This is a genomic window from Erwinia mallotivora (assembly GCF_000590885.1).
Classification (GTDB): Bacteria; Pseudomonadota; Gammaproteobacteria; order Enterobacterales; family Enterobacteriaceae; genus Erwinia; species Erwinia mallotivora.
Window position 1 is genome coordinate 16,684 of sequence record NZ_JFHN01000051.1, and the last position, 18,897, is coordinate 35,580.

Annotated in this window: 17 protein-coding genes and 1 tRNA gene; 13 read left to right on the plus strand and 5 right to left on the minus strand. The window is 51.2% G+C overall.

What is annotated here, in order from left to right; all coding sequences use genetic code 11:
- Nucleotides 1–7: 7 nt before the first annotated feature.
- Nucleotides 8–304: a YmdA family protein gene (locus tag BG55_RS11945; RefSeq protein WP_052018810.1), complete on the minus strand. Its 297-nt coding sequence runs from the start codon at nucleotides 302–304 to the stop codon at nucleotides 8–10.
- A gap of 135 nt (nucleotides 305–439) precedes the next feature.
- Between BG55_RS11945 and BG55_RS11950 the strand changes: the two genes are divergently transcribed.
- From BG55_RS11950 to yejF, 7 genes are all read left to right on the plus strand, one after another.
- Nucleotides 440–1,420 carry a CobW family GTP-binding protein gene (locus BG55_RS11950; RefSeq protein ID WP_034937952.1) on the plus strand — a complete coding sequence of 327 codons (981 nt, stop codon included), beginning with the start codon at nucleotides 440–442 and terminating at the stop codon, nucleotides 1,418–1,420.
- Between the two features lie 38 nt (nucleotides 1,421–1,458).
- Nucleotides 1,459–2,166 carry a phosphatase PAP2 family protein gene (locus BG55_RS11955; RefSeq protein ID WP_034937954.1) on the plus strand — a complete coding sequence of 236 codons (708 nt, stop codon included), beginning with the start codon at nucleotides 1,459–1,461 and terminating at the stop codon, nucleotides 2,164–2,166.
- A gap of 508 nt (nucleotides 2,167–2,674) precedes the next feature.
- The gene (gene mepS / locus BG55_RS11960) at nucleotides 2,675–3,250 is read left to right on the plus strand and encodes a bifunctional murein DD-endopeptidase/murein LD-carboxypeptidase (RefSeq protein WP_034937955.1); all 576 of its coding nucleotides are present in this window, start codon (nucleotides 2,675–2,677) and stop codon (nucleotides 3,248–3,250) included.
- A gap of 223 nt (nucleotides 3,251–3,473) precedes the next feature.
- A complete protein-coding gene (locus BG55_RS11965; protein ID WP_034937957.1) occupies nucleotides 3,474–5,282 on the plus strand; it encodes an extracellular solute-binding protein in 1,809 nt (602 codons plus the stop codon).
- 10 nt (nucleotides 5,283–5,292) lie between these two features.
- Nucleotides 5,293–6,378, plus strand: coding sequence for a microcin C ABC transporter permease YejB (locus BG55_RS11970; protein ID WP_034937959.1), 1,086 nt, complete (start codon nucleotides 5,293–5,295; stop codon nucleotides 6,376–6,378).
- Nucleotides 6,378–7,403 carry a microcin C ABC transporter permease gene (locus tag BG55_RS11975; RefSeq protein ID WP_034937961.1) on the plus strand — a complete coding sequence of 342 codons (1,026 nt, stop codon included), beginning with the start codon at nucleotides 6,378–6,380 and terminating at the stop codon, nucleotides 7,401–7,403. The genes BG55_RS11970 and BG55_RS11975 overlap by 1 nt, the downstream gene beginning before the upstream one ends.
- A 1-nt stretch (nucleotide 7,404) precedes the next feature.
- Nucleotides 7,405–8,988, plus strand: a complete 1,584-nt coding sequence (gene yejF, locus BG55_RS11980; RefSeq protein ID WP_034937963.1) for a microcin C ABC transporter ATP-binding protein YejF — start codon at nucleotides 7,405–7,407, stop codon at nucleotides 8,986–8,988.
- 23 nt (nucleotides 8,989–9,011) lie between these two features.
- Here the strand turns inward: yejF and BG55_RS11985 are convergent, their stop codons facing one another.
- From BG55_RS11985 to rsuA, 3 genes are all read right to left on the minus strand, one after another.
- Nucleotides 9,012–9,353, minus strand: a complete 342-nt coding sequence (locus BG55_RS11985; protein WP_034937966.1) for a YejG family protein — start codon at nucleotides 9,351–9,353, stop codon at nucleotides 9,012–9,014.
- A gap of 273 nt (nucleotides 9,354–9,626) precedes the next feature.
- Nucleotides 9,627–10,826: a Bcr/CflA family multidrug efflux MFS transporter gene (locus tag BG55_RS11990; protein WP_268745058.1), complete on the minus strand. Its 1,200-nt coding sequence runs from the start codon at nucleotides 10,824–10,826 to the stop codon at nucleotides 9,627–9,629.
- Between the two features lie 11 nt (nucleotides 10,827–10,837).
- Nucleotides 10,838–11,560: a 16S rRNA pseudouridine(516) synthase RsuA gene (gene rsuA, locus BG55_RS11995; protein ID WP_034938054.1), complete on the minus strand. Its 723-nt coding sequence runs from the start codon at nucleotides 11,558–11,560 to the stop codon at nucleotides 10,838–10,840.
- 207 nt (nucleotides 11,561–11,767) lie between these two features.
- Here rsuA and radD point away from each other — a divergent pair, with 207 nt between their 5' ends.
- On the plus strand, nucleotides 11,768–13,522 hold the full coding sequence (gene radD, locus BG55_RS12000) for a DNA repair helicase RadD (protein ID WP_034937969.1): 1,755 nt from the start codon (nucleotides 11,768–11,770) through the stop codon (nucleotides 13,520–13,522).
- Between the two features lie 151 nt (nucleotides 13,523–13,673).
- Nucleotides 13,674–13,958 carry a 50S ribosomal protein L25 gene (rplY, locus tag BG55_RS12005; protein ID WP_034937970.1) on the plus strand — a complete coding sequence of 95 codons (285 nt, stop codon included), beginning with the start codon at nucleotides 13,674–13,676 and terminating at the stop codon, nucleotides 13,956–13,958.
- Between the two features lie 52 nt (nucleotides 13,959–14,010).
- Here rplY and yejK read toward each other — a convergent pair whose 3' ends face one another.
- Entirely contained in the window at nucleotides 14,011–15,015 is a 1,005-nt protein-coding gene (gene yejK, locus BG55_RS12010; RefSeq protein WP_034937972.1) for a nucleoid-associated protein YejK, read from the minus strand.
- A gap of 161 nt (nucleotides 15,016–15,176) precedes the next feature.
- Here yejK and BG55_RS12015 point away from each other — a divergent pair, with 161 nt between their 5' ends.
- The 4 genes from BG55_RS12015 to BG55_RS12030 all read left to right on the plus strand — a co-directional run bounded on the left by BG55_RS12015 (nucleotide 15,177) and on the right by BG55_RS12030 (nucleotide 18,831).
- Nucleotides 15,177–15,404 carry a YejL family protein gene (locus BG55_RS12015; RefSeq protein WP_034937973.1) on the plus strand — a complete coding sequence of 76 codons (228 nt, stop codon included), beginning with the start codon at nucleotides 15,177–15,179 and terminating at the stop codon, nucleotides 15,402–15,404.
- A gap of 21 nt (nucleotides 15,405–15,425) precedes the next feature.
- Complete coding sequence (gene yejM / locus BG55_RS12020) at nucleotides 15,426–17,177, plus strand: LPS biosynthesis-modulating metalloenzyme YejM (protein WP_034937975.1); 1,752 nt, start codon at nucleotides 15,426–15,428, stop codon at nucleotides 17,175–17,177.
- A gap of 93 nt (nucleotides 17,178–17,270) precedes the next feature.
- Nucleotides 17,271–17,347 (plus strand) — tRNA-Pro (locus BG55_RS12025).
- Between the two features lie 218 nt (nucleotides 17,348–17,565).
- Complete coding sequence (locus tag BG55_RS12030; protein WP_052018814.1) at nucleotides 17,566–18,831, plus strand: integrase domain-containing protein; 1,266 nt, start codon at nucleotides 17,566–17,568, stop codon at nucleotides 18,829–18,831.
- Nucleotides 18,832–18,897 lie beyond the last annotated feature (66 nt).

Sequence of the window (18,897 nt, forward strand, 5' to 3'; positions counted from 1 at the left end):
TTACGCATCAGTTGTAGCTGACGGTCAGTATCCCCTGGGTGTGCTCGCTGTTCAGCCAACTCATCTCGCTTTGCCCAAAGCTGGCAGGAATGGCCTGTTCACCGGAAATGGCTGAGCGGGTGATCAGATTCTGACCATCACGATAGCAGGATGAACTGAGCTGATTGTGCTCAACCTGCACGTCGCAGGGGGGTTCGACAATAGCGCCTTCAAAGTGAATCACTCCGGAATTGCTTCCGGCTGCCAGTGTGTAGTTCGTCCATGAAGTAAAAAGAAAAGCAATCAACAGTTTTTTGCCATTCATAATGACCTCATCATTTAATTATCGCCTTATTAACGTAGTCGCAACTTTGGCATTTTGCGCTGTGAAGACAGTTTTAACCGGCCAGATTAATGATGATGCCATCAGCCACATCACTGAGGCGTTGAGGAAGAAGAAATGACCAGAGTCAATCTGATTACCGGTTTTCTGGGCAGTGGAAAAACCACCACGCTGCTCCACCTGCTGGCAGGCAAACCCGCAAATGAAAACTGGGCCGTGCTGGTAAACGAATTTGGTGAGGTGGGCATCGATGGTGCACTGCTGGCCGGAAGCGGCGCGGTGTTAAAAGAGATTCCGGGCGGCTGTATGTGCTGCGTTAACGGGCTGCCGATGCAGGTAGGTCTGAACATGCTGTTAAAACAACACAATCCCGACCGGCTGTTGATTGAGCCAACCGGCCTCGGCCATCCGAAACAGATCCTTTCCATGCTGTCGGCTGAGGTATATCGCCCCTGGCTGACGCTTAACGCGTCGCTGTGCCTGCTGGACCCACGGCAACTGAGTGAGCAAAAGGTGGTGGAAAATGAAAATTTCCGCGATCAGCTCGCCGCTGCCGACATTATTGTGGCAAATAAAGAAGATCGATGGGATGAACAAACCCGTCAGGCATTACAGCAATGGCAGGCACAGGATGCGTTTCACCGCCCGGTTGTCACCACCTCTTTTGGCAGAATTGACCCTGTTTTGCTGGACAGGCCGCGTGAAAATCAGCGTCCCCTGCCTGACGGGCATCATCATTCTGCACATCCCCCGTCACAGCTGGCTGCCCTGGCGCTTCAGCAGAACAGCCGCTGGCGTCGGTCGCTCAACCAGGGACAGGGCTATTATGCCTGCGGTTGGATATTCGATGACGAAACCATTTTCGATACCATCGGACTGCTTGAATGGGTGAGACTCACACCCGTGGCACGGATCAAAGGCGTGATGCGCATTACCGAAGGCAGTGTAAGCGTCAATCGCCAGGGCAACGATTTCCGTATTGAAACCAGTCAGAGTGCGCCTCCGGACAGCCGTATCGAAATCATTCACCAGGCAGAAGCAAACTGGAACGAACTCCAGAGATCTTTGTTGAAGCTTCGTTTAACTTCTCAGGTATAATGTGCACTGTTACTTTTCTGCCTTATCATTAGCCTGCAATGAATATAAAAAAATTAACCTGCATTCTGCTGCTTAACCTGCTGGGTCTGGCGCTGTTCTTTTCATGGTATCTGCCTGTCAATCATGGATGGTGGTCCGGCGCAGATAACAGCATTTTCTTCTGGTTTAACGACCGACTGGTCACCAACAAAGCCCTGCTGTGGCTGGTGGCAATCACCAACTTCAGGCTTTTTGATGGCGTATCCCTGTTAGCAATGGGCGCGCTTTATTTTCATTTCTGGCGGCAGGAAACACCGCAGGGCCGTCGACGTATGTTTGCCATTGGCATTGCCATGCTGTTGAGCGCTTTACTGCTCAATCAGTTGGGCCACCTGATTCCGGTATCACACCGCAGTCCTACAAAATTCTTTCCGCACGTAAATCACGTTGCACAACTGACGGGGATTCCAACCAAAGATGCCTCTGCCGACAGTTTTCCCGGCGACCACGGCATGATGCTGATGATTTTTGCCTGTTTTATGCTGCGTTATTTCACCCGAAAGGCATTTTTAATTGCCGTCGTCATTGTGCTGGTATTTGCCACGCCGCGAATTATGATTGGCGCTCACTGGTTTACTGATGTGGCTGTCGGTTCTCTTTCTGTCGTGTTGGTGGGAATGAGCTGGTGGTTAATTACCCCGGCCAGTGATTATTTAGTGAACGCTTTATATCGCCATTTACCTGGGAAATATAAGCCGGCTAAGTAATATCCCGGGCAGTAAATTGCAAAATAACCGGCAAATACCCTGTTCAATGCGGTTTACTGCTATCCTTAGCCTGGTAAGCAAATATTCTATAAAAGATTTTATTATGGTTGGCTGACAGCAAAAACCATTTTCCTGAAACGATATGTCGCTATTTTCATCTATAAAAAATAAAAAAAACCAATTTTCACCCTGTTCTGCCCTTTTCTGGCTAAAGTTTCTGCGCAATATACCGATACCGTTGCCACGCTGTGACCTTGTTGTTTCACATTGTGAAAACCTATAAAAAAGTCGCTAAAACCCCTCGCCATGCGGGCTGTAATCGGGTAACCTCGTTTGCAATCAGGTAAAATCAGCAGACATTTTTCTGAAGATGAAAAATAAATTGTGCTCACAAACACATTTTAACTATTCAGGAATTGTCTTACCCACCTGTGATATTTACTCTCATTTCGTTTCGCAATTTAGCTAGCGACTTTGTCGTTAAGGACTTCAAGGGATCACATTCATAATGGTCAAGTCTCAACCGATTCTGAGATATATTTGGCGGGTGATACCCGCAGTTGCTCTGGCAACGCTGCTTTCAGCTTGTAGCTCGACGAATACCGGCAATAATGCACAAACTGATACTCATGCAGTTAAAGACAAGAATGGTTTTTTACTGCAAGCGTCTCAGGATGAATTCGAACAGTTGGTGCAGAATGTGGATATTAAATCCCGTCTGATGGAACAGTATTCCGACTGGAAAGGCGTTCGTTATCGCCTTGGCGGTACCAGCAAACGCGGCATTGATTGCTCAGCATTTGTGCAGACCACATTTCGTGAGCAGTTTGGTCTGGATCTTCCCCGCTCTACCTATGAACAGGAAGACAGCGGAAAGAGTATTCAGCGAGCCAAACTCCGTCCGGGAGACCTGGTCTTATTGCGGGCAGGTTCAACGGGACGTCATGTTGGGATCTATCTGGGTAATGACAATTTCGTTCATGCCTCCACCAGCAATGGTGTGATGATTTCTAACCTGAATGAAGCCTACTGGAAAAATCGTTATCGCGATGCGCGCCGGGTACTAAGCCGCTCGCAAAGCTGATTGCCCTTCCCTGGGTCTGCGAAACGAAATGAGAGTAAACGCTGCCACGGCAGCGTTTTTTTTGCCTGCCACCTCAAGCTTCGCCATTTGCCATAATCGTTTGTTAATCACCTCATTTCACTGTATCCCCGGTAAACAGCTGATTTAGCGCATTGCCACAGCCATCATCCTGCTGTTACGCTTGTGCCCGCCTCGGGTTTTGTTTCTGGAGTTGAATAACACGATGATCTTGCGCTGGTTTGCTTTGATAGCCTTCAGTCTTACCGCACCAGCCGTGCTGGCTGAAAAAATCAATGAAAGTTACGCCTTTGCCCAACTTGGCGAACCGAAATATGCCACAGACTTCAGCCATTATGATTATGTCAATCCGGCGGCCCCCAAAGGAGGTAGCGTCACCCTGTCGGCCCTCGGCACCTATGACAACTTCAATCGTTTCGCTTCGCGAGGCAATCCGGCCGCTGGTTCTGATACCCTTTACGACACACTTTTCGTCAGCCCTGATGATGAAGCAGGCAGCTATTATCCCCTGATTGCCGAATTTGCGCGTTATCCCGATAATTACCGCTGGGTTGAGGTCACACTGAAACCTCAGGCGCGTTTTCAGGATGGCACGCCGATAACCGCCGATGATGTCGCCTTCACCTTTAATAAGTTTATGACCGAAGGCGTACCGCAGTTCCGGGTGGTATTTAAAGGCATCACCGCCAAAGCCATTTCCCGGCTTACCGTACGTTTTGAACTCCCGGAGAGCGACCGCGATAAGATGCTGTCGCTGCTGAGCCTGCCGGTGTTCCCGGAAAAATTCTGGAAAGACCATAAACTGAGCGAGCCGCTGCCAACGCCTCCACTCTCCAGCGGGCCTTACCGGATCACCAGCTATAAAGTCGGTCAATCCGTCACCTATTCACGCGTGCAGGATTACTGGGCGGCAGACCTGCCGGTGAACCGGGGACTGCATAATTTCGATACGCTGCGCTATGACTACTATCTGGATGACAATGTCGCTTTTGAAGCGTTCAAGGCGGGTGCGTTTGATTTTCGCAATGAAGGCTCGGCTAAAAAATGGGCGACTCAGTATCAGGGAAAGAACTTCAGTCAGCATTTTATCGTGAAAGATGAGCAGCCAAACCGGGTTGCAACTGCGACTAACTGGCTGGCGTTTAACGTGCCAAAGCCTTTGTTCAGTGACAGACGGGTTCGTGAGGCCATTTCACTGGTATTTGATTTTGAGTGGATGAATAAAGCCCTGTTTTATGGCTCTTATCAACGCACCAACAGCTATTTCCAGAATACGGAATATGCTGCCCGTCATTATCCTGATGCCAAAGAGCTTGAAATTCTGGCACCGTTTAAAGGCAAAATTCCGGATGAGGTGTTTTCACAGATTTTTCAGCCCTCCCACACGGACGGCAGTGGCTATAACCGCAGTAACCTTCTGAAAGCACTGGATTTACTGAAGCAGGCGGGCTGGCAGCTGAAAAATCAACGCCTGGTCAATGTCAATACCGGGGCCAGCTTCAGTTTCGAGTTACTGACGCGAAACGACGGTAACGATCAGTGGATATTACCGTTCCAGCACAACCTTGCGAGAATCGGCATCAAACTGAATATTCGTCAGGTTGACAGCTCACAGTATCTGGCGCGCCTGCGTAAGGGCGACTTCGATATGCTGGCATCGCCCTATCCGGCGATGCCGTTCCCGGACAGTGGATTACAGATTTACTGGGCCAGCGCCTATATCAATTCCAGCTATAACCGCCCACATGTTTCTAACCCTGTGGTGGATAACCTGATTAAGCAAATTAATCAGCATCAGGGTGACAAAGCTGCGCTGCTGCCGCTCGGGCGCGCACTGGATCGGGTTCTGCTGTGGAATTATTACATGATCCCAATGTGGTACAACGCCAGCGACCGCTATGCCTGGTGGAACAAATTCTCGATGCCAGAAACACGTCCGACCTGGTCACTGGGTTTCGACAGCTGGTGGTACGATGTCAACAAAGCCGCACAGTTGCCGGCCCAACGTCGATAAGGAGCAGAGTTTGGGCAATTACCTGCTACGCAGACTGTTACTGATTATTCCCACGCTGTGGGCAATTATCACCATCAACTTTTTTATTGTACAAATCGCCCCTGGCGGTCCGGTCGATCAGGCACTGGCGAATATCGAATTCGGCCAGACCACAGGTATGCCGGGTTCAGCGGGCGCGCCAAAGGTTCAGGGACGCAATGCCATGAACCCCGGAGACAGCCAGTATCGTGGCTCACGCGGTCTGGACCCGGAAGTGGTGGCTGAGATCACCAAACGCTATGGCTTTGATAAGCCGCTTTACCAACGCTATTTCACCATGCTGTGGAACTATGTGCGTTTTGATTTTGGAGACAGCCTGTTTCGCAGCAGTTCGGTTATTCAACTCATCAAAAACAGTCTGCCGGTTTCCATTACTCTCGGTCTGTGGAGTACGCTGATTATCTATCTGGTGTCGATTCCACTGGGTATAAAAAAAGCCGTACGTAATGGCAGCGCTTTTGATGTCTGGAGCAGCACCCTTATCATTGTCGGTTACGCCATACCGTCATTTTTGTTTGCCACGCTGTTGATTGTGTTGTTTGCCGGGGGGAGTTACCTCGACTGGTTTCCGCTGCGCGGCCTGGTGTCAGCCCAGTTTGATGCCCTGCCGTGGTACAGCAAAATCACTGACTATTTATGGCATATCACCCTCCCCGTTGCCGCTGCGGTGATCGGAGGTTTTGCCACGCTGACGATGCTGACGAAAAATTCATTCCTCGATGAAATTCGCAAACAGTATGTGGTCACCGCCCGCGCCAAAGGGCTGGATGAAAAAAAAATCCTCTACCGCCATGTGTTCCGCAACGCCATGCTGTTGGTTATTGCCGGTTTCCCGGCCACCTTTATCAGTTTGTTCTTCACCGGTTCTCTGTTGATTGAAGTGATGTTTTCGCTGAACGGACTGGGCCTGCTGGGCTACGATGCAACCATCCAGCGTGATTATCCGGTGATGTTTGGCACTTTATATATTTTCACGCTGATTGGCCTGCTGCTGAACATCCTCAGCGATATCACCTACACGCTGGTCGATCCGCGCATTGATTTTGAGGCACGCTGATGAGTCGATTAAGCCCTGTTAATCAGGCCCGCTGGGCGCGATTCCGCCAGAACCGTCGGGGCTACTGGTCACTGTGGATTTTTGTCGTCATATTTATTCTGTGCCTCGGTTCAGAACTGCTGGCGAATGATAAACCCCTGCTGGTGCGTTATCAGGGACATACTTTTTTGCCGCTACTGGTGAATTACAGCGAGACCGACTTCGGCGGTCCACTGGCCAGCGCGGCCGATTATCAGGACCCGTGGTTAAAATCACGCATCGATCAACAGGGCTGGGCAATTTGGGCACCCATTCGCTTTGGTGATGGCAGCATCAACTTTGCTTCCACCGTACCCTTCCCTGCCCCGCCTTCTGTGCATAACTGGTTGGGAACCGATGCTAACGGCGGGGATGTGCTGGCAAGATTACTGTATGGCACGCGAATTTCGCTACTGTTCGGAATGATGCTGACGCTGATTTCCAGCATCATTGGCGTGGTGGTGGGGGCCTGCCAGGGCTATTACGGTGGCCGTATTGATCTTTGGGGTCAGCGGTTTATCGAAGTCTGGTCCGGGATGCCGACGCTGTTTCTGATTATCCTGCTCTCCAGCGTCATCCAGCCGGGATTCTGGTGGCTGCTGGCTATCACCGTGCTGTTCGGCTGGATGCAACTGGTCGGCGTGGTGAGGGCCGAATTTCTGCGCACCCGCAACTTTGACTATATTCGCGCCGCACAGGCCCTTGGGGTCAGCGACCGCAAGATCATCTCACGGCATATGCTGCCCAATGCGATGGTTGCCACCCTGACCTATCTGCCGTTTATTCTCTGTGGCTCAATCACCACCCTGACCTCGCTCGACTTCCTGGGATTCGGTCTGCCACTCGGCTCGCCGTCATTAGGGGAGTTGTTATTGCAGGGTAAAAATAATCTCCAGGCTCCCTGGCTGGGGATAACAGCATTCCTGACGCTGGCGATCCTGCTGTCGCTGTTAATTTTTATCGGTGAGGCGGTTCGGGACGCCTTCGATCCCAGTAAGGTGCATTGAAATGTCGTTACTGAGTATTAAAGATTTAAGCATCGCCTTCCGTCAGGGAGAGCTCACCCGCACGGTGGTTGATAACCTTTCTCTCTCCGTTGCTGCCGGTGAAACACTGGCGCTGGTCGGCGAATCAGGCTCGGGAAAAAGCGTTACCGCATTGTCGGTGATGCGCCTGCTGCCTTCCCCGCCCGTTATCTATCCACAGGGCGAAATCCTCTTCGCCGGACAGGATGTGCTGAAGGCGGATGAGCAGACGCTGCGGGGACTGCGCGGCAACCGCATGGCGATGATTTTTCAGGAGCCAATGGTTTCGTTAAATCCCCTGCACAGCATTGAAAAACAGTTATATGAAGTGCTGTCCCTGCATCGGGGAATGCGTAAAGAAGCAGCCCGGGCTGAAATGCTCAGCTGTCTTGATCGGGTGGGAATACGTCAGGCCAGTAAACGACTGAATGCCTTTCCTCATCAGCTTTCCGGTGGTGAGCGTCAGCGCGTAATGATTGCCATGGCGCTGCTGACCCAGCCTGAGCTGCTGATTGCAGACGAACCGACGACCGCCCTGGATGTGACGGTACAGGCCCAGATCCTGGTTTTGCTGAAAGAGCTGAAGCAGGAGATGAATATGGGATTGCTGTTTATCACGCACAACCTGAATATTGTGCGTCGACTGGCGGATAACGTCACCGTTATGCGCAATGGTCAGGCAGTGGAAAGCAACAGCCAGCAGCAACTGTTCAGCGCTCCGCAACACGTTTACACCCGTGCACTGTTGGATGCCGAGCCTGAAGGCCGCCCTAAGCCTGCGGATAATCAGGCTCCTCCTTTGCTTCGCGTGGATCAACTTACGGTCTCTTTTCCGATCAGACAGGGTCTGATGCGGCGTACAACCGGCTACCACCACGCGCTGAAATCAATCAGCTTCCAGCTGCGTCCGGGGGAAAGCCTGGGGCTGGTGGGTGAATCAGGATCGGGGAAAAGCACCACCGGGATGGCTTTGTTACGGCTGATTCCTTCACAGGGAGAGATCTGGTTTGCCGGGGAGCCGCTACATCACTGCGATCGCCGCAGGATGTTGCCGTTACGACGTCAGATGCAGGTGGTATTTCAGGATCCCAACTCGTCAATGAATCCCCGACTGACGGTATTGCAGATTATCGCAGAGGGTTTACTGGTCCATCATCCTGAACTGACCGCCGCCCAACGTGAGGCGAAGGTGATCGCCGTAATGCAGGAAGTGGGGTTGGACCCGGAAACCCGCCATCGCTATCCGACAGAGTTTTCAGGTGGTCAGCGCCAGCGTGTGGCTATCGCCAGAGCCGTGATCCTGCAACCCCAGCTGATTATTCTTGATGAGCCCACCTCTTCCCTTGATCGCTCAGTACAAAAACAAATTTTGTCCCTGCTGAAAAAACTTCAGCACGATCACCGGCTGGCCTATATTTTTATCAGTCATGATTTGCAGGTTGTACGTTCGCTTTGCCACCAGGTGGTCGTACTGAGGCAGGGAGAAGTGGTTGAACAGGGCGAATGCGGGCACATTTTCAACTCGCCCGGGCAGGCTTATACACAACAATTGCTGACTCTGGAATAAATAACGCTCTGCCTGTTGAGGGTTCAGGCAGAGGTATGTCTGAAGGGTTCAGCGATGCCAACACCAAAGTTTTTTAAACGGCAGGTGGCAGCGCACTCATGATGCCGGGCAACAAACAGACAGGGTTCACCCTCCCACTCCACCACAGAACAATCAAGCTGGATTTCCAACAGAGCATCCTTGATCATCTGCATCACTTCCCACGCCTGAGCGCCCTGATGGCTGAGCAGAGTCAGGCCAACCAAATCGTCGTCAGTGGCAAGATTGTTATATAACAGCGGCTCTACCCTGCCTCCCACGGCTCCGCCGCCCCAGCGATAGGATTGTGGCAAACGGTGTACCACTGAATGTTGTAATGTATTCATCCACACTCCCCCAGGCCGCGCCGGGATTTCAGTCAGACAGGCTGGCTTCAGATCATATGGTCAGACAGATGCCGCAGCATTCAGCATTCGCTTCAGCACTGATTTTTGAGAGCTGACTCTCGTTTTAACATTATATTTACCGCGTTAGCAACGTGATAACAATCATTTTGTTGCACAAAGGTATATTTCTGCAATGTTACTTTCACATTATAGCAACATTTAAAATAATGACAGATTGAGCAGCGCCACTTTTGTCGCCGCTTAATCAGCAGGTTATCGTGGGGAACCTTGATGTGGCCTGCTGGCATAGATGAATAAGATTACGGAGAACGAGGCACAAACGAAGATAGAGCCGACCATCGGCCATGCGCTGCTGAATGTCAGGGTGGAGAGCAATGCCCCTGTCAGCGCCCCCACCCCAAAGCGCAGGGTTCCCGCCAGCGACGATGCCGTGCCCGCCATATGCGGGAATTCCTCAAGGATCACTGCCATCGCGTTTGAGGAAACCATCGAAACACAGCCAATATACATCGCCACGCCAAAGACCAGTGGCAGAAACCCCAGATTCAGCATACTCACCACGACCAGCCATACCGCCATGGTCAACTGCACCAGCAGACCAAAACGGAACATCGCAACCGGACCAAAACGGCGCACCGATCGGCTGTTGATCAGGGTCATCAGGAACAGAAACACCACGTTGAGCGCAAAATAATAACCAAAGTTCTGTGGTGAGATGTGGTTCAGCTCAATGTAGACAAAAGGCCCGGCATTAAGAAAAGAGAACATACCGGCAAAAGAGAAGCCGCTGGCCAGCATATAACTGAACACGCGCTTGTGGCGAACCAACGAAAGGAAATTGATGAGAGTGACGCGCAGTTGAAATTTCTGGCGTCTGTCCACCGGTAATGTCTCTTTGATCTGTGTTACCACCATCACCGTGGTCACCAGCGCGGCGACAGAGATGCTCCAGAAAATAGCATGCCAGCTCGACAGCAACAGCAGCCAGCCACCAACAATCGGTGCCAGCAGCGGCGCGATAGTCGTTACCAGCATCACAAAAGACATCATGCGCGAAAACTCTTCCTTCGAGTAACAATCGCGCATCAGCGCACTGATCACCACGCTACCGGCTGCGGCTGACAAGCCATGTAACAGGCGCATAAAAATCAACTGATCGATGGTCTGCGCCATTGCACAAGCCGCTGCCGCCACGGCAAAAACTAATGTACCGGCGGTGATCACCGGCTTACGTCCAAAGCTGTCATCCAGCGGGCCATAGACCAGCTGACCAAGCGCAAAACCCAGGATATAGATGTTAAGCGTCATCTGTACGCTACCCGCCGGTACGCCAAACTCCCTGGCAATCTGCGGCAATGCAGGCAGATACATATCAATCGACAACGGCATTAACATCGCCAGCAAACCAAGAATAACCACCAGGCCCAGCGATGAGTTCGTTTCCTTACGCACTTTTTCACCCTTCATTTGTTTTTCGCTTTACCCGTCACGACACCGACGCTGGCGATCTCTTCCTCACTCAGCGCACGATACTCACCAGGTTGCAGTTCCGGGTCCAGCTCAATCGCCCCGATGCGCTCCCGGTGCAAAGCCACGACATGATTACCAACGGCAGCAAACATCCGTTTGACCTGATGATAACGGCCTTCGCTGATGGTCAGGCGCACCTGAAGGTCGCTGACCCTCTCCAGCATGGCCGGTCTGGTCAGTTCTTTCTCATTATGGAGTTGCACGCCGGCAGCAAATTTTTCTGCCGTATCATCGGCAACCGGTGATTCCAGGGTAACCAGATAGGTCTTTTCACAATGATGACGTGGGGAGGTGATACGGTGCGACCACTGACCATCATCGGTCATCAGTACCAGTCCGGTGGTATCAATATCCAGCCTGCCTGCCGCATGAAGTTTGTATGCGGCGGCTTCTGCAAGAAAATAGAGCACGGTCGGATGGTCGGGATCATCAGTTGAACAGACATAGCCCTGTGGCTTATTCAACATAAAGTAGCGCGGTCCCAGTTGCAGTTGTAACAAGGTGCCGTCATATTCCACCTGGTTTTCCGGGCTTAGCCTGAAGGCGCTGTCCCGGACGACTTCGCCATCTACGGTGATTTTCCGGGCGCGTATTTCACGCCCTGCAATCGCCCGACTGATTTCCAGTTGCTGAGATAAAAATTTATCAAGTCGCATTAAATCTGTACTGCCTGTTTGAATAAAAACGAAACTGGCGTCCCTTGTCAGGGTACGGATGAAGAAAGGGCGGGTTGGTGATGATATAAAACCTGCAATTTCGGCCGCCAGTATATCGGGAGTTCGCTTCGAGGCCCAGAGTTGGGCACGCATCATCGTTGCTTTCGTGACATAATGCGGCTTTGTTCGCGGAACTTCTGAAAATTAATGTCGTTTACACTGCGCCCCTATCAGCAGGAAGCGGTTGATGCCACTCTCAGCCATTTCCGCCGCTCCAGCCATCCGGCGGTGATTGTTCTGCCCACCGGGGCCGGGAAAAGTCTGGTGATTGCAGAGCTGGCAAGACTTGCGCGTGGGCGCGTGTTAGTGCTGGCCCATGTCAAAGAGCTGGTCGCACAGAATCACAGCAAGTATGAGTCTTATGGCCTGAAAGCCGATATTTTTGCCGCCGGATTACAGCGCCGCGACAGTCACAGCAAAGTGGTGTTTGGCAGCGTCCAGTCCGTGGCACGCAACCTGTCACTGTTTGACAGCGAGTTTACGTTACTGATTGTCGATGAATGCCACCGCATCAGCGATGCTGATGACAGTCAGTATCAGCAAATTATCAGCCATCTTCGCCTGCGTAATCCGAAATTGCGCCTGCTCGGTCTGACCGCCACCCCCTTTCGTCTTGGCAAGGGCTGGATTTATCAGTTTCACTATCACGGTATGGTCCGGGGCGATGAGCGCGCCCTCTTTCGCGACTGTATATATGAACTGCCGCTGCGTTACATGATTAAACATGGATTTCTGGTGCCACCAGAGAGACTTGATATGCCGGTAGTGCAGTACGATTTCAGTCGTCTGACTGCGAAAGAAAATGGTCTGTTCAGCGAGGCGGATCTTAACCGTGAACTGCACCAGCAACAGCGTATCACGCCGCATATTATCCGACAGATTGTTGAGTTTGCTCAGGACCGCCAGGGGGTGATGATTTTTGCCGCCACTGTTGAACACGCAGCAGAAGTGGCGCGTCTGCTGCCCGATGATAATGCGTTAATTACCGCAGCTACCCCGGCCAGTGAGCGCGATGCACTGATTACCGCGTTTAAAGCCCGTCAGCTACGCTATCTGGTCAACGTGGCCGTGCTGACCACCGGTTTTGATGCGCCGCATGTTGATCTGATTGCCATTCTGCGCCCCACCGAGTCGGTGAGCCTTTATCAGCAAATCGTCGGTCGCGGATTGCGGCTTTGTCCTGGTAAGCACGACTGCCTGATTCTGGATTACGCCGGCAACCCGCATGATATCTTTACCCCGGAAGTCGGCACGCCCAAAGGTACAAGTGATAATCAGCCGGTGCAGGTATTTTGTCCGGCCTGCGGCTTTGCCAACACGTTCTGGGGCAAAACCACCAAAGACGGCACGATAATTGAACACTTTGGCCGTCGCTGTCAGGGGATACTGGAAGATGATGAAGGTGAACGCCAGCAATGCGATTTCCGCTTCCGCTTTAAAAGCTGTCCACACTGTCACGCTGAAAACGATATTGCCGCCCGCCGTTGCCACCAGTGCGAGGTGGTACTGGTTGACCCGGACGACATGCTGAAAGCCGCGCTGAAACTAAAGGATGCGCTGGTTTTACGCTGTGCAGCAATGGTTCTTGAATGCGGCGTTGATGAGAAAGGCGAGTGGCTGAAGGCACGTTACTATGACGAGGATGCAACAGAAGTCAGTGAGCGATTTCGCCTGAATACCCCCGCTCAGCGCAAAGCCTTTGAGCATATTTTCCTGCGTCCACATCAGCGTGCGCCGGGCCTGGCGATGAGCTGGAAAAATGCGGCGGACCTTGTTGCCCTTCAGCCCCTGTTGCGCCATCCCGACTTTATCGTCGCCCGGAAACAGCGTCACTACTGGCAGATCCGTGAAAAAGTCTTCGACTATCAGGGACGCTATCGCCGTGCCAACGAACTTTTCTGACATCGGCTGGCAGACAGAAACACCGACATAGCCGTTGCCCGTTTCCCGGAGTAAGGCTATAATGCGCCCCGCTTTTGCAACCGCAGAAGCTGAACCATTAACCTGTTGCTGGGTCGCCTGTGACAGGATACTTACTTAAAGAGACTGAACAATGTTCACTATCAATGCAGAAGAACGTAAAGAGCAGGGTAAGGGTGCGAGCCGCCGCCTGCGTACAGCTAATAAATTCCCGGCCATCATTTATGGCGGTAAAGATGCAGCTGTTGCCATCGAACTGGACCACGACTCGGTGATGAACATGCAGGCCAAGCCTGAGTTCTACAGCGAAGTTCTGACTCTGGTTGTCAATGGTAAAGAGACTAAAGTAAAAGTGCAGGCTGTACAGCGTCATCCGTTCAAGCCAAAACTGCACCATATCGACTTCGTTCGCGCTTAACAGCCCGTCCGGAACATAAAAAACGCCGCGTTATGCGGCGTTTTTTTTGCGCTCAACCACCACTGCTGCGACGCTGTAGCTGATCCCGCAGGTTAGGGGGTGTGCCTTTAATTGTCAGCGTATCGGTTGCCGCATCCCAGAAAATGCGCTCACCCAGCAGCATGGCATCAAAATTGAGGGTCAGACCGCCGCCGCTGCCGGCAAATTTAGTCAGCTGGCGTAATGTGCCCCGGTCAGCCGGGAAACGCTCTTCCAGTTCGTAGCCCTGCTCCTGTGTGAAAGTCTGGAAGGTTTTCTCTCCCAGTGGGGCCAGCTCCCCCGACAGCTCTTGCAGTTCGATCTCTTCACCTGCCTGTAATTGTTCATTACAGTAGCTGTAAACCTGTTGTCGATAGTTCTGACGTTCGTTCTTATCCAGACTGGCCTGATCGCAGTAATCATCGACAGCCTGTAATAATCCACGGTTTTGCGCTTTGGTATCCAGCCCGACGCTGGCCCCGAGAAAGTCCATGAAAAAATCAGCCACTTTTCGGCCTACCCGTCCACGTAAAAAGGTCAGATAGCGGGTGGATTCCGGATTCGTTTCCCACTCGGTCAGATCGATACGGGCAACGATATCGGCATGATGGAGGTCGAGATAATGGGTGCTGCTGATATCAAGCTCTTCGTTAACGCGCATGCTGCTCTGGCTGTTGAGCACCGCAACCAGCAGGTATTCCACCGCCAGATAACGATAATGACCGAACAGCACAATACCGCCATCAGCGAACGGATATTTGGCAAGTTCATCACGTAGCCGTCCGGTAGCCGCCCGACTGAACGCCAGAAAATCATCCTGACCTTTCCGGCAATTGCGCAATGCTTCAGCCAGCTCGCTGTCTTCATTGAACAGGCCATATGCCTTACTTTTGGCACTGTAGACGCGGTGCAGCTCTTCCATCATTGCCGTTACCGGGCCGTTCGCAGGTAACAATGACTCGCGCAGCACCAGCTCCAGCGTCTGTTCATCGCGCTTGATCATCTGATGCAGGGCAATCTGGTCGATATCCAGACTCATGGTAAACTCTCCTTAATGTGACTCAGGCGCGTATTCAATCATTCGCCGTCACAGCAATCAACCAACAACAACATTAACCAATGTCTTGCGATAAAAGTGCAGAAAAAATTGCACATCTACGGTAGGATAACGCCCTTTAATACTCAGCAAATTCGACTGCTATGCCACAACAATCCCGATACAGCGATCAGCGCGTGGAAAAACTTCTCGCGGACATGGTCAATATTCTTGAAAAAGATAAAGCGCCAACCGATCTTTCCCTGATGGTTCTTGGAAATATGGTTACCAATTTAATTAACACCAGCGTATCCCCCGCTCAGAGGCGTACGCTGGCACGTTCATTTGCTGATGCCCTGCAAGCTTCAGTAAGTGAAGATGAAGCCCATTAACGTAATAATTTTGAATCGGTTATGGTAACAAATCAGCAGCGCTACCGTGAAAAAGTATCTCAGATGATTGGCTGGGGGCATTGGTTCGCCCTCTTTAACATTCTTTTTGCCTTCATTTTGGGTAGCCGCTATCTGTTTGTTTCCGACTGGCCCGCCTCGCTGGCGGGGCGAATCTATGCTTTCACCAGTTGGATTGGGCATTTCAGTTTTATTGTTTTCGCGGCCTATTTACTGATTATTTTTCCGCTCACCTTTGTCGTCATGTCCCAGCGATTGCTGCGTTTTTTGTCAGCGATAGTTGCTACCGCCGGCCTGACGCTGCTTCTTGTTGACAGTGCCGTTTTTAACCGTTTCCATCTGCATCTTAACCCGGTGGTGTGGGAACTGGTTATCAACCCCGATCAGAGTGAGCTGGCCCGCGACTGGCAACTGATGTTCATCAGCGTTCCGGCCATTTTTCTGGTAGAAATGTTGTTTGCTACCTGGAGCTGGCAAAAGTTACGAAGTCTGAACCGTCGCCGCTTCGGTAAACCGTTGGCCGTGCTGTTTATTGTGGCGTTTTGTACCAGCCATGTGATGTATATCTGGGCCGATGCAAACTTTTACCGCCCAATTACCATGCAACGCTCTAATCTGCCGCTCTCCTACCCGATGACAGCACGCCGCTTCCTTGAAAAACATGGTTTGCTGGATGAGCAGGAGTATCAACGCAGGCTGGTTGAACAGGGTGATCCTGAAGCGCTATCTGTCGCTTATCCGCTTAATAACATTACCTTTCGCGATGGTGGAACCCGCAGTAATTTGCTGGTAGTAACGGTGGAAGGCCTCAACGCAGCAACGCTGCCGAAATACCTGCCGGGGCTGGCGCAATTTGCCAGTCAGAATGTCAGTTTTATGCAGCATTACAGCGCAGGCAGTACGCCTGACAGCGGTTTGTTCGGCCTGTTTTATGGTATCTCCCCCGCTTATATGGATGGTGTGCTGTCGGCCAGGATGCCTTCTGCATTAATGGATGCGTTAAGCAGGCAGGGATATCAGTTCGGGCTTTTCGCTTCTGATGGGTTTGCGTCGCCACTTTACCGCCAGGCGCTTCTTGCTGACTACTCATTGCCGCCATCCAGAAGTCAGTCTGATGAGCAAACTGTCGCCCAGTGGCAAAGCTGGCTTGAAGGACAAAAAAACAGTAAATCGCCGTGGTTCTCCTATCTTTCCCTCTCAGGGAAAAATGAATCTGACAACACGCCAGAAAAGTATCTCCGACATTATCAGCGGAATATGGTTGATGTGGATAAGCAGATTCAGAGCGTGCTTGCCAGCCTGCAAAACAAGGGATTACTGGATAACACGGTAGTGGTTATTACCGCACAACACGGTACGGCACTGGACGGCAACACCAGCATGGGAAATCGTGCGAATCTCCGCGTGCCGCTGGTGGTCCACTGGCCTGGAACCCCTGCACAGCAGATTAATAAGCTGAGCGACCACCAGGACGTTATGGCTACCCTGATGCAACGCCTGCTCCATGTAAGCAATCCGGGCTATGACTATTCACAGGGAGAGGATTTGTTTGCCGCTCGTCGTCGCAATGACTGGGTTGCCAGTAGCAACAATCGTCAGCTGGTTATCACCACTCCTGAGGTCACGCTGGTACTGGACAATAATGGTAATTACACCGCCTGGGACAGCGAAGGCCATCGTCTGAAAGATCACAAGCCACAGTTAGCGCTGCTGTTACAGGTGCTGACGGAAGAAAAGCGTTTTATCGCGAACTGAGATAAAACATAGCGAAATTGCTTAATTTCATAGCAGTCAACATGTTAGGTGCTTGCAATCATCGCGGATTTCAGTAGTATTAGCAGCCTGTGTCGGCACGTAGCGCAGCCTGGTAGCGCACTGTCATGGGGTGTCAGGGGTCGGAGGTTCAAATCCTCTCGTGCCGACCATCAATATCCCCAACGTTTTGTCCGGCAAAGTCCAGACAAGACTATAAATTTAGAAAGTACAGTGGGTTAACATGATCCGCTGTACTTTTTATTGTCTAGTGACGTCCATAGTCTTACATTGAAATCCACGATTGATAGGCCTATCTCTAGGCTTAGTCATACATTGGCTTGAAAAGCGATATGCCTATCACTGCTAAGGACTGAAATGGAGAGCTTTTGTGGCAAGGCAGACTAAACCTCTTACAAATACTGAAATCAAAAACGCTAAGTGTTCGGAACGTGCCATCGTCCTCTATGACGGAGACGGACTAGAAATTCAGATCAATCCAGCCGGTTCAAAACTCTGGCGCTTCCGTTACTACAGACCTTTTACAAGCAAACGCACTATCCTCAGCTTCGGTTCCTACCCAGAAATCTCTCTCTTAGAAGCTCGCCAGTTCCGTACAGACTTCCGAAAACTTCTGCAGCAGGACATTGATCCGCAAGAGCACAGGAAGGCGCAAAGACTTCAACAAAGAGAAGCAACAGAAAACACATTCGAAAAGGTTGCTGCATTATGGTTCAAGACTAAAGAAGCTGCCGGACTAACCCAGCACACGCTAAACGACATCTGGCGCTCTCTAAGTAAGTATGTGTTTCCACACATTGGCTCATTGCCTATCGCAAAAATCACCGCTCAGCAATTCATTGGGGCGCTTGAACCAACTCACTCAGCCGGAAGGCTGGAAACAGTTAAACGTCTTACGCAGCGTATCAATGAAGTCATGGACTACGCCCTCAATTCAGGATTAGTGACTTTCAATCCTGCTGCGAGAATCAGTAGAACCTTCCATAAGCCGACAGTAAAGCACCGCCCTGCCCTTGCACCCGAACAACTCCCCCTACTTATGAAGGCTCTCGCATTTGCGAGTATTGGCAGACAGACGCGTTGCCTGATTGAATGGCAGCTTCTTACTATGACGCGGCCAGCCGAAGCAGCAATGACCCGGTGGGACGAGATCAATTTTGAGACAAAGGAATGGCGCATTCCTGCCGGGCGCATGAAAATGAAACGTATGCATATTGTTCCGTTGTCTGACCAGGCACTTGCCGTATTAGAAATCATGAAGGCTATCAGTAAACATAGACCACACGTTTTTCCGGGCTACCGTAATCCACTGGAACCAATGAACAGTCAGACGGCAAACATGGCGCTGAAACGTATGGGCTTCAAAGATATCCTTGTTGCGCATGGTATGAGATCCATAGCCTCAACTGTTCTCAATGAGAAAGGGTTTCAGCCTGACGTGATTGAAGCAGCACTGGCACACATTGATACTAATGAGGTCAGAAGAGCTTACAACCGTTCTCAATACCTGGAGCAACGAAGAGATATGATGGCGTGGTGGGGAAGGCATGTTGAACTTTCAGCAAGTGGCAACTACAGCTTTTCATCAGGATTGGAAAATGATTCATTAAATCATTACCATGATTTAAAAGTATGATAATTATTTGCATTTAACATTGTACTCTACTACAAGAATAGCAACTCAACTTTATGATCCAAAGAT

Bases quoted from the DNA above. Each gene is read 5' to 3' on its own strand.
- BG55_RS11945 (WP_052018810.1), bottom strand. From the start codon at position 304: ATGAATGGCAAAAAACTGTTGATTGCTTTTCTTTTTACTTCATGGACG.
- yejM (WP_034937975.1), top strand. From the start codon at position 15,426: ATGGTAACAAATCAGCAGCGCTACCGTGAAAAAGTATCTCAGATGATT.
- rsuA (WP_034938054.1), bottom strand. From the start codon at position 11,560: ATGCGACTTGATAAATTTTTATCTCAGCAACTGGAAATCAGTCGGGCG.
- BG55_RS11975 (WP_034937961.1), top strand. From the start codon at position 6,378: ATGAGTCGATTAAGCCCTGTTAATCAGGCCCGCTGGGCGCGATTCCGC.
- radD (WP_034937969.1), top strand. From the start codon at position 11,768: ATGTCGTTTACACTGCGCCCCTATCAGCAGGAAGCGGTTGATGCCACT.
- mepS (WP_034937955.1), top strand. From the start codon at position 2,675: ATGGTCAAGTCTCAACCGATTCTGAGATATATTTGGCGGGTGATACCC.
- BG55_RS11965 (WP_034937957.1), top strand. From the start codon at position 3,474: ATGATCTTGCGCTGGTTTGCTTTGATAGCCTTCAGTCTTACCGCACCA.
- BG55_RS11955 (WP_034937954.1), top strand. From the start codon at position 1,459: ATGAATATAAAAAAATTAACCTGCATTCTGCTGCTTAACCTGCTGGGT.
- BG55_RS11985 (WP_034937966.1), bottom strand. From the start codon at position 9,353: ATGAATACATTACAACATTCAGTGGTACACCGTTTGCCACAATCCTAT.
- BG55_RS11950 (WP_034937952.1), top strand. From the start codon at position 440: ATGACCAGAGTCAATCTGATTACCGGTTTTCTGGGCAGTGGAAAAACC.
- rplY (WP_034937970.1), top strand. From the start codon at position 13,674: ATGTTCACTATCAATGCAGAAGAACGTAAAGAGCAGGGTAAGGGTGCG.
- yejK (WP_034937972.1), bottom strand. From the start codon at position 15,015: ATGAGTCTGGATATCGACCAGATTGCCCTGCATCAGATGATCAAGCGC.
- yejF (WP_034937963.1), top strand. From the start codon at position 7,405: ATGTCGTTACTGAGTATTAAAGATTTAAGCATCGCCTTCCGTCAGGGA.
- BG55_RS12015 (WP_034937973.1), top strand. From the start codon at position 15,177: ATGCCACAACAATCCCGATACAGCGATCAGCGCGTGGAAAAACTTCTC.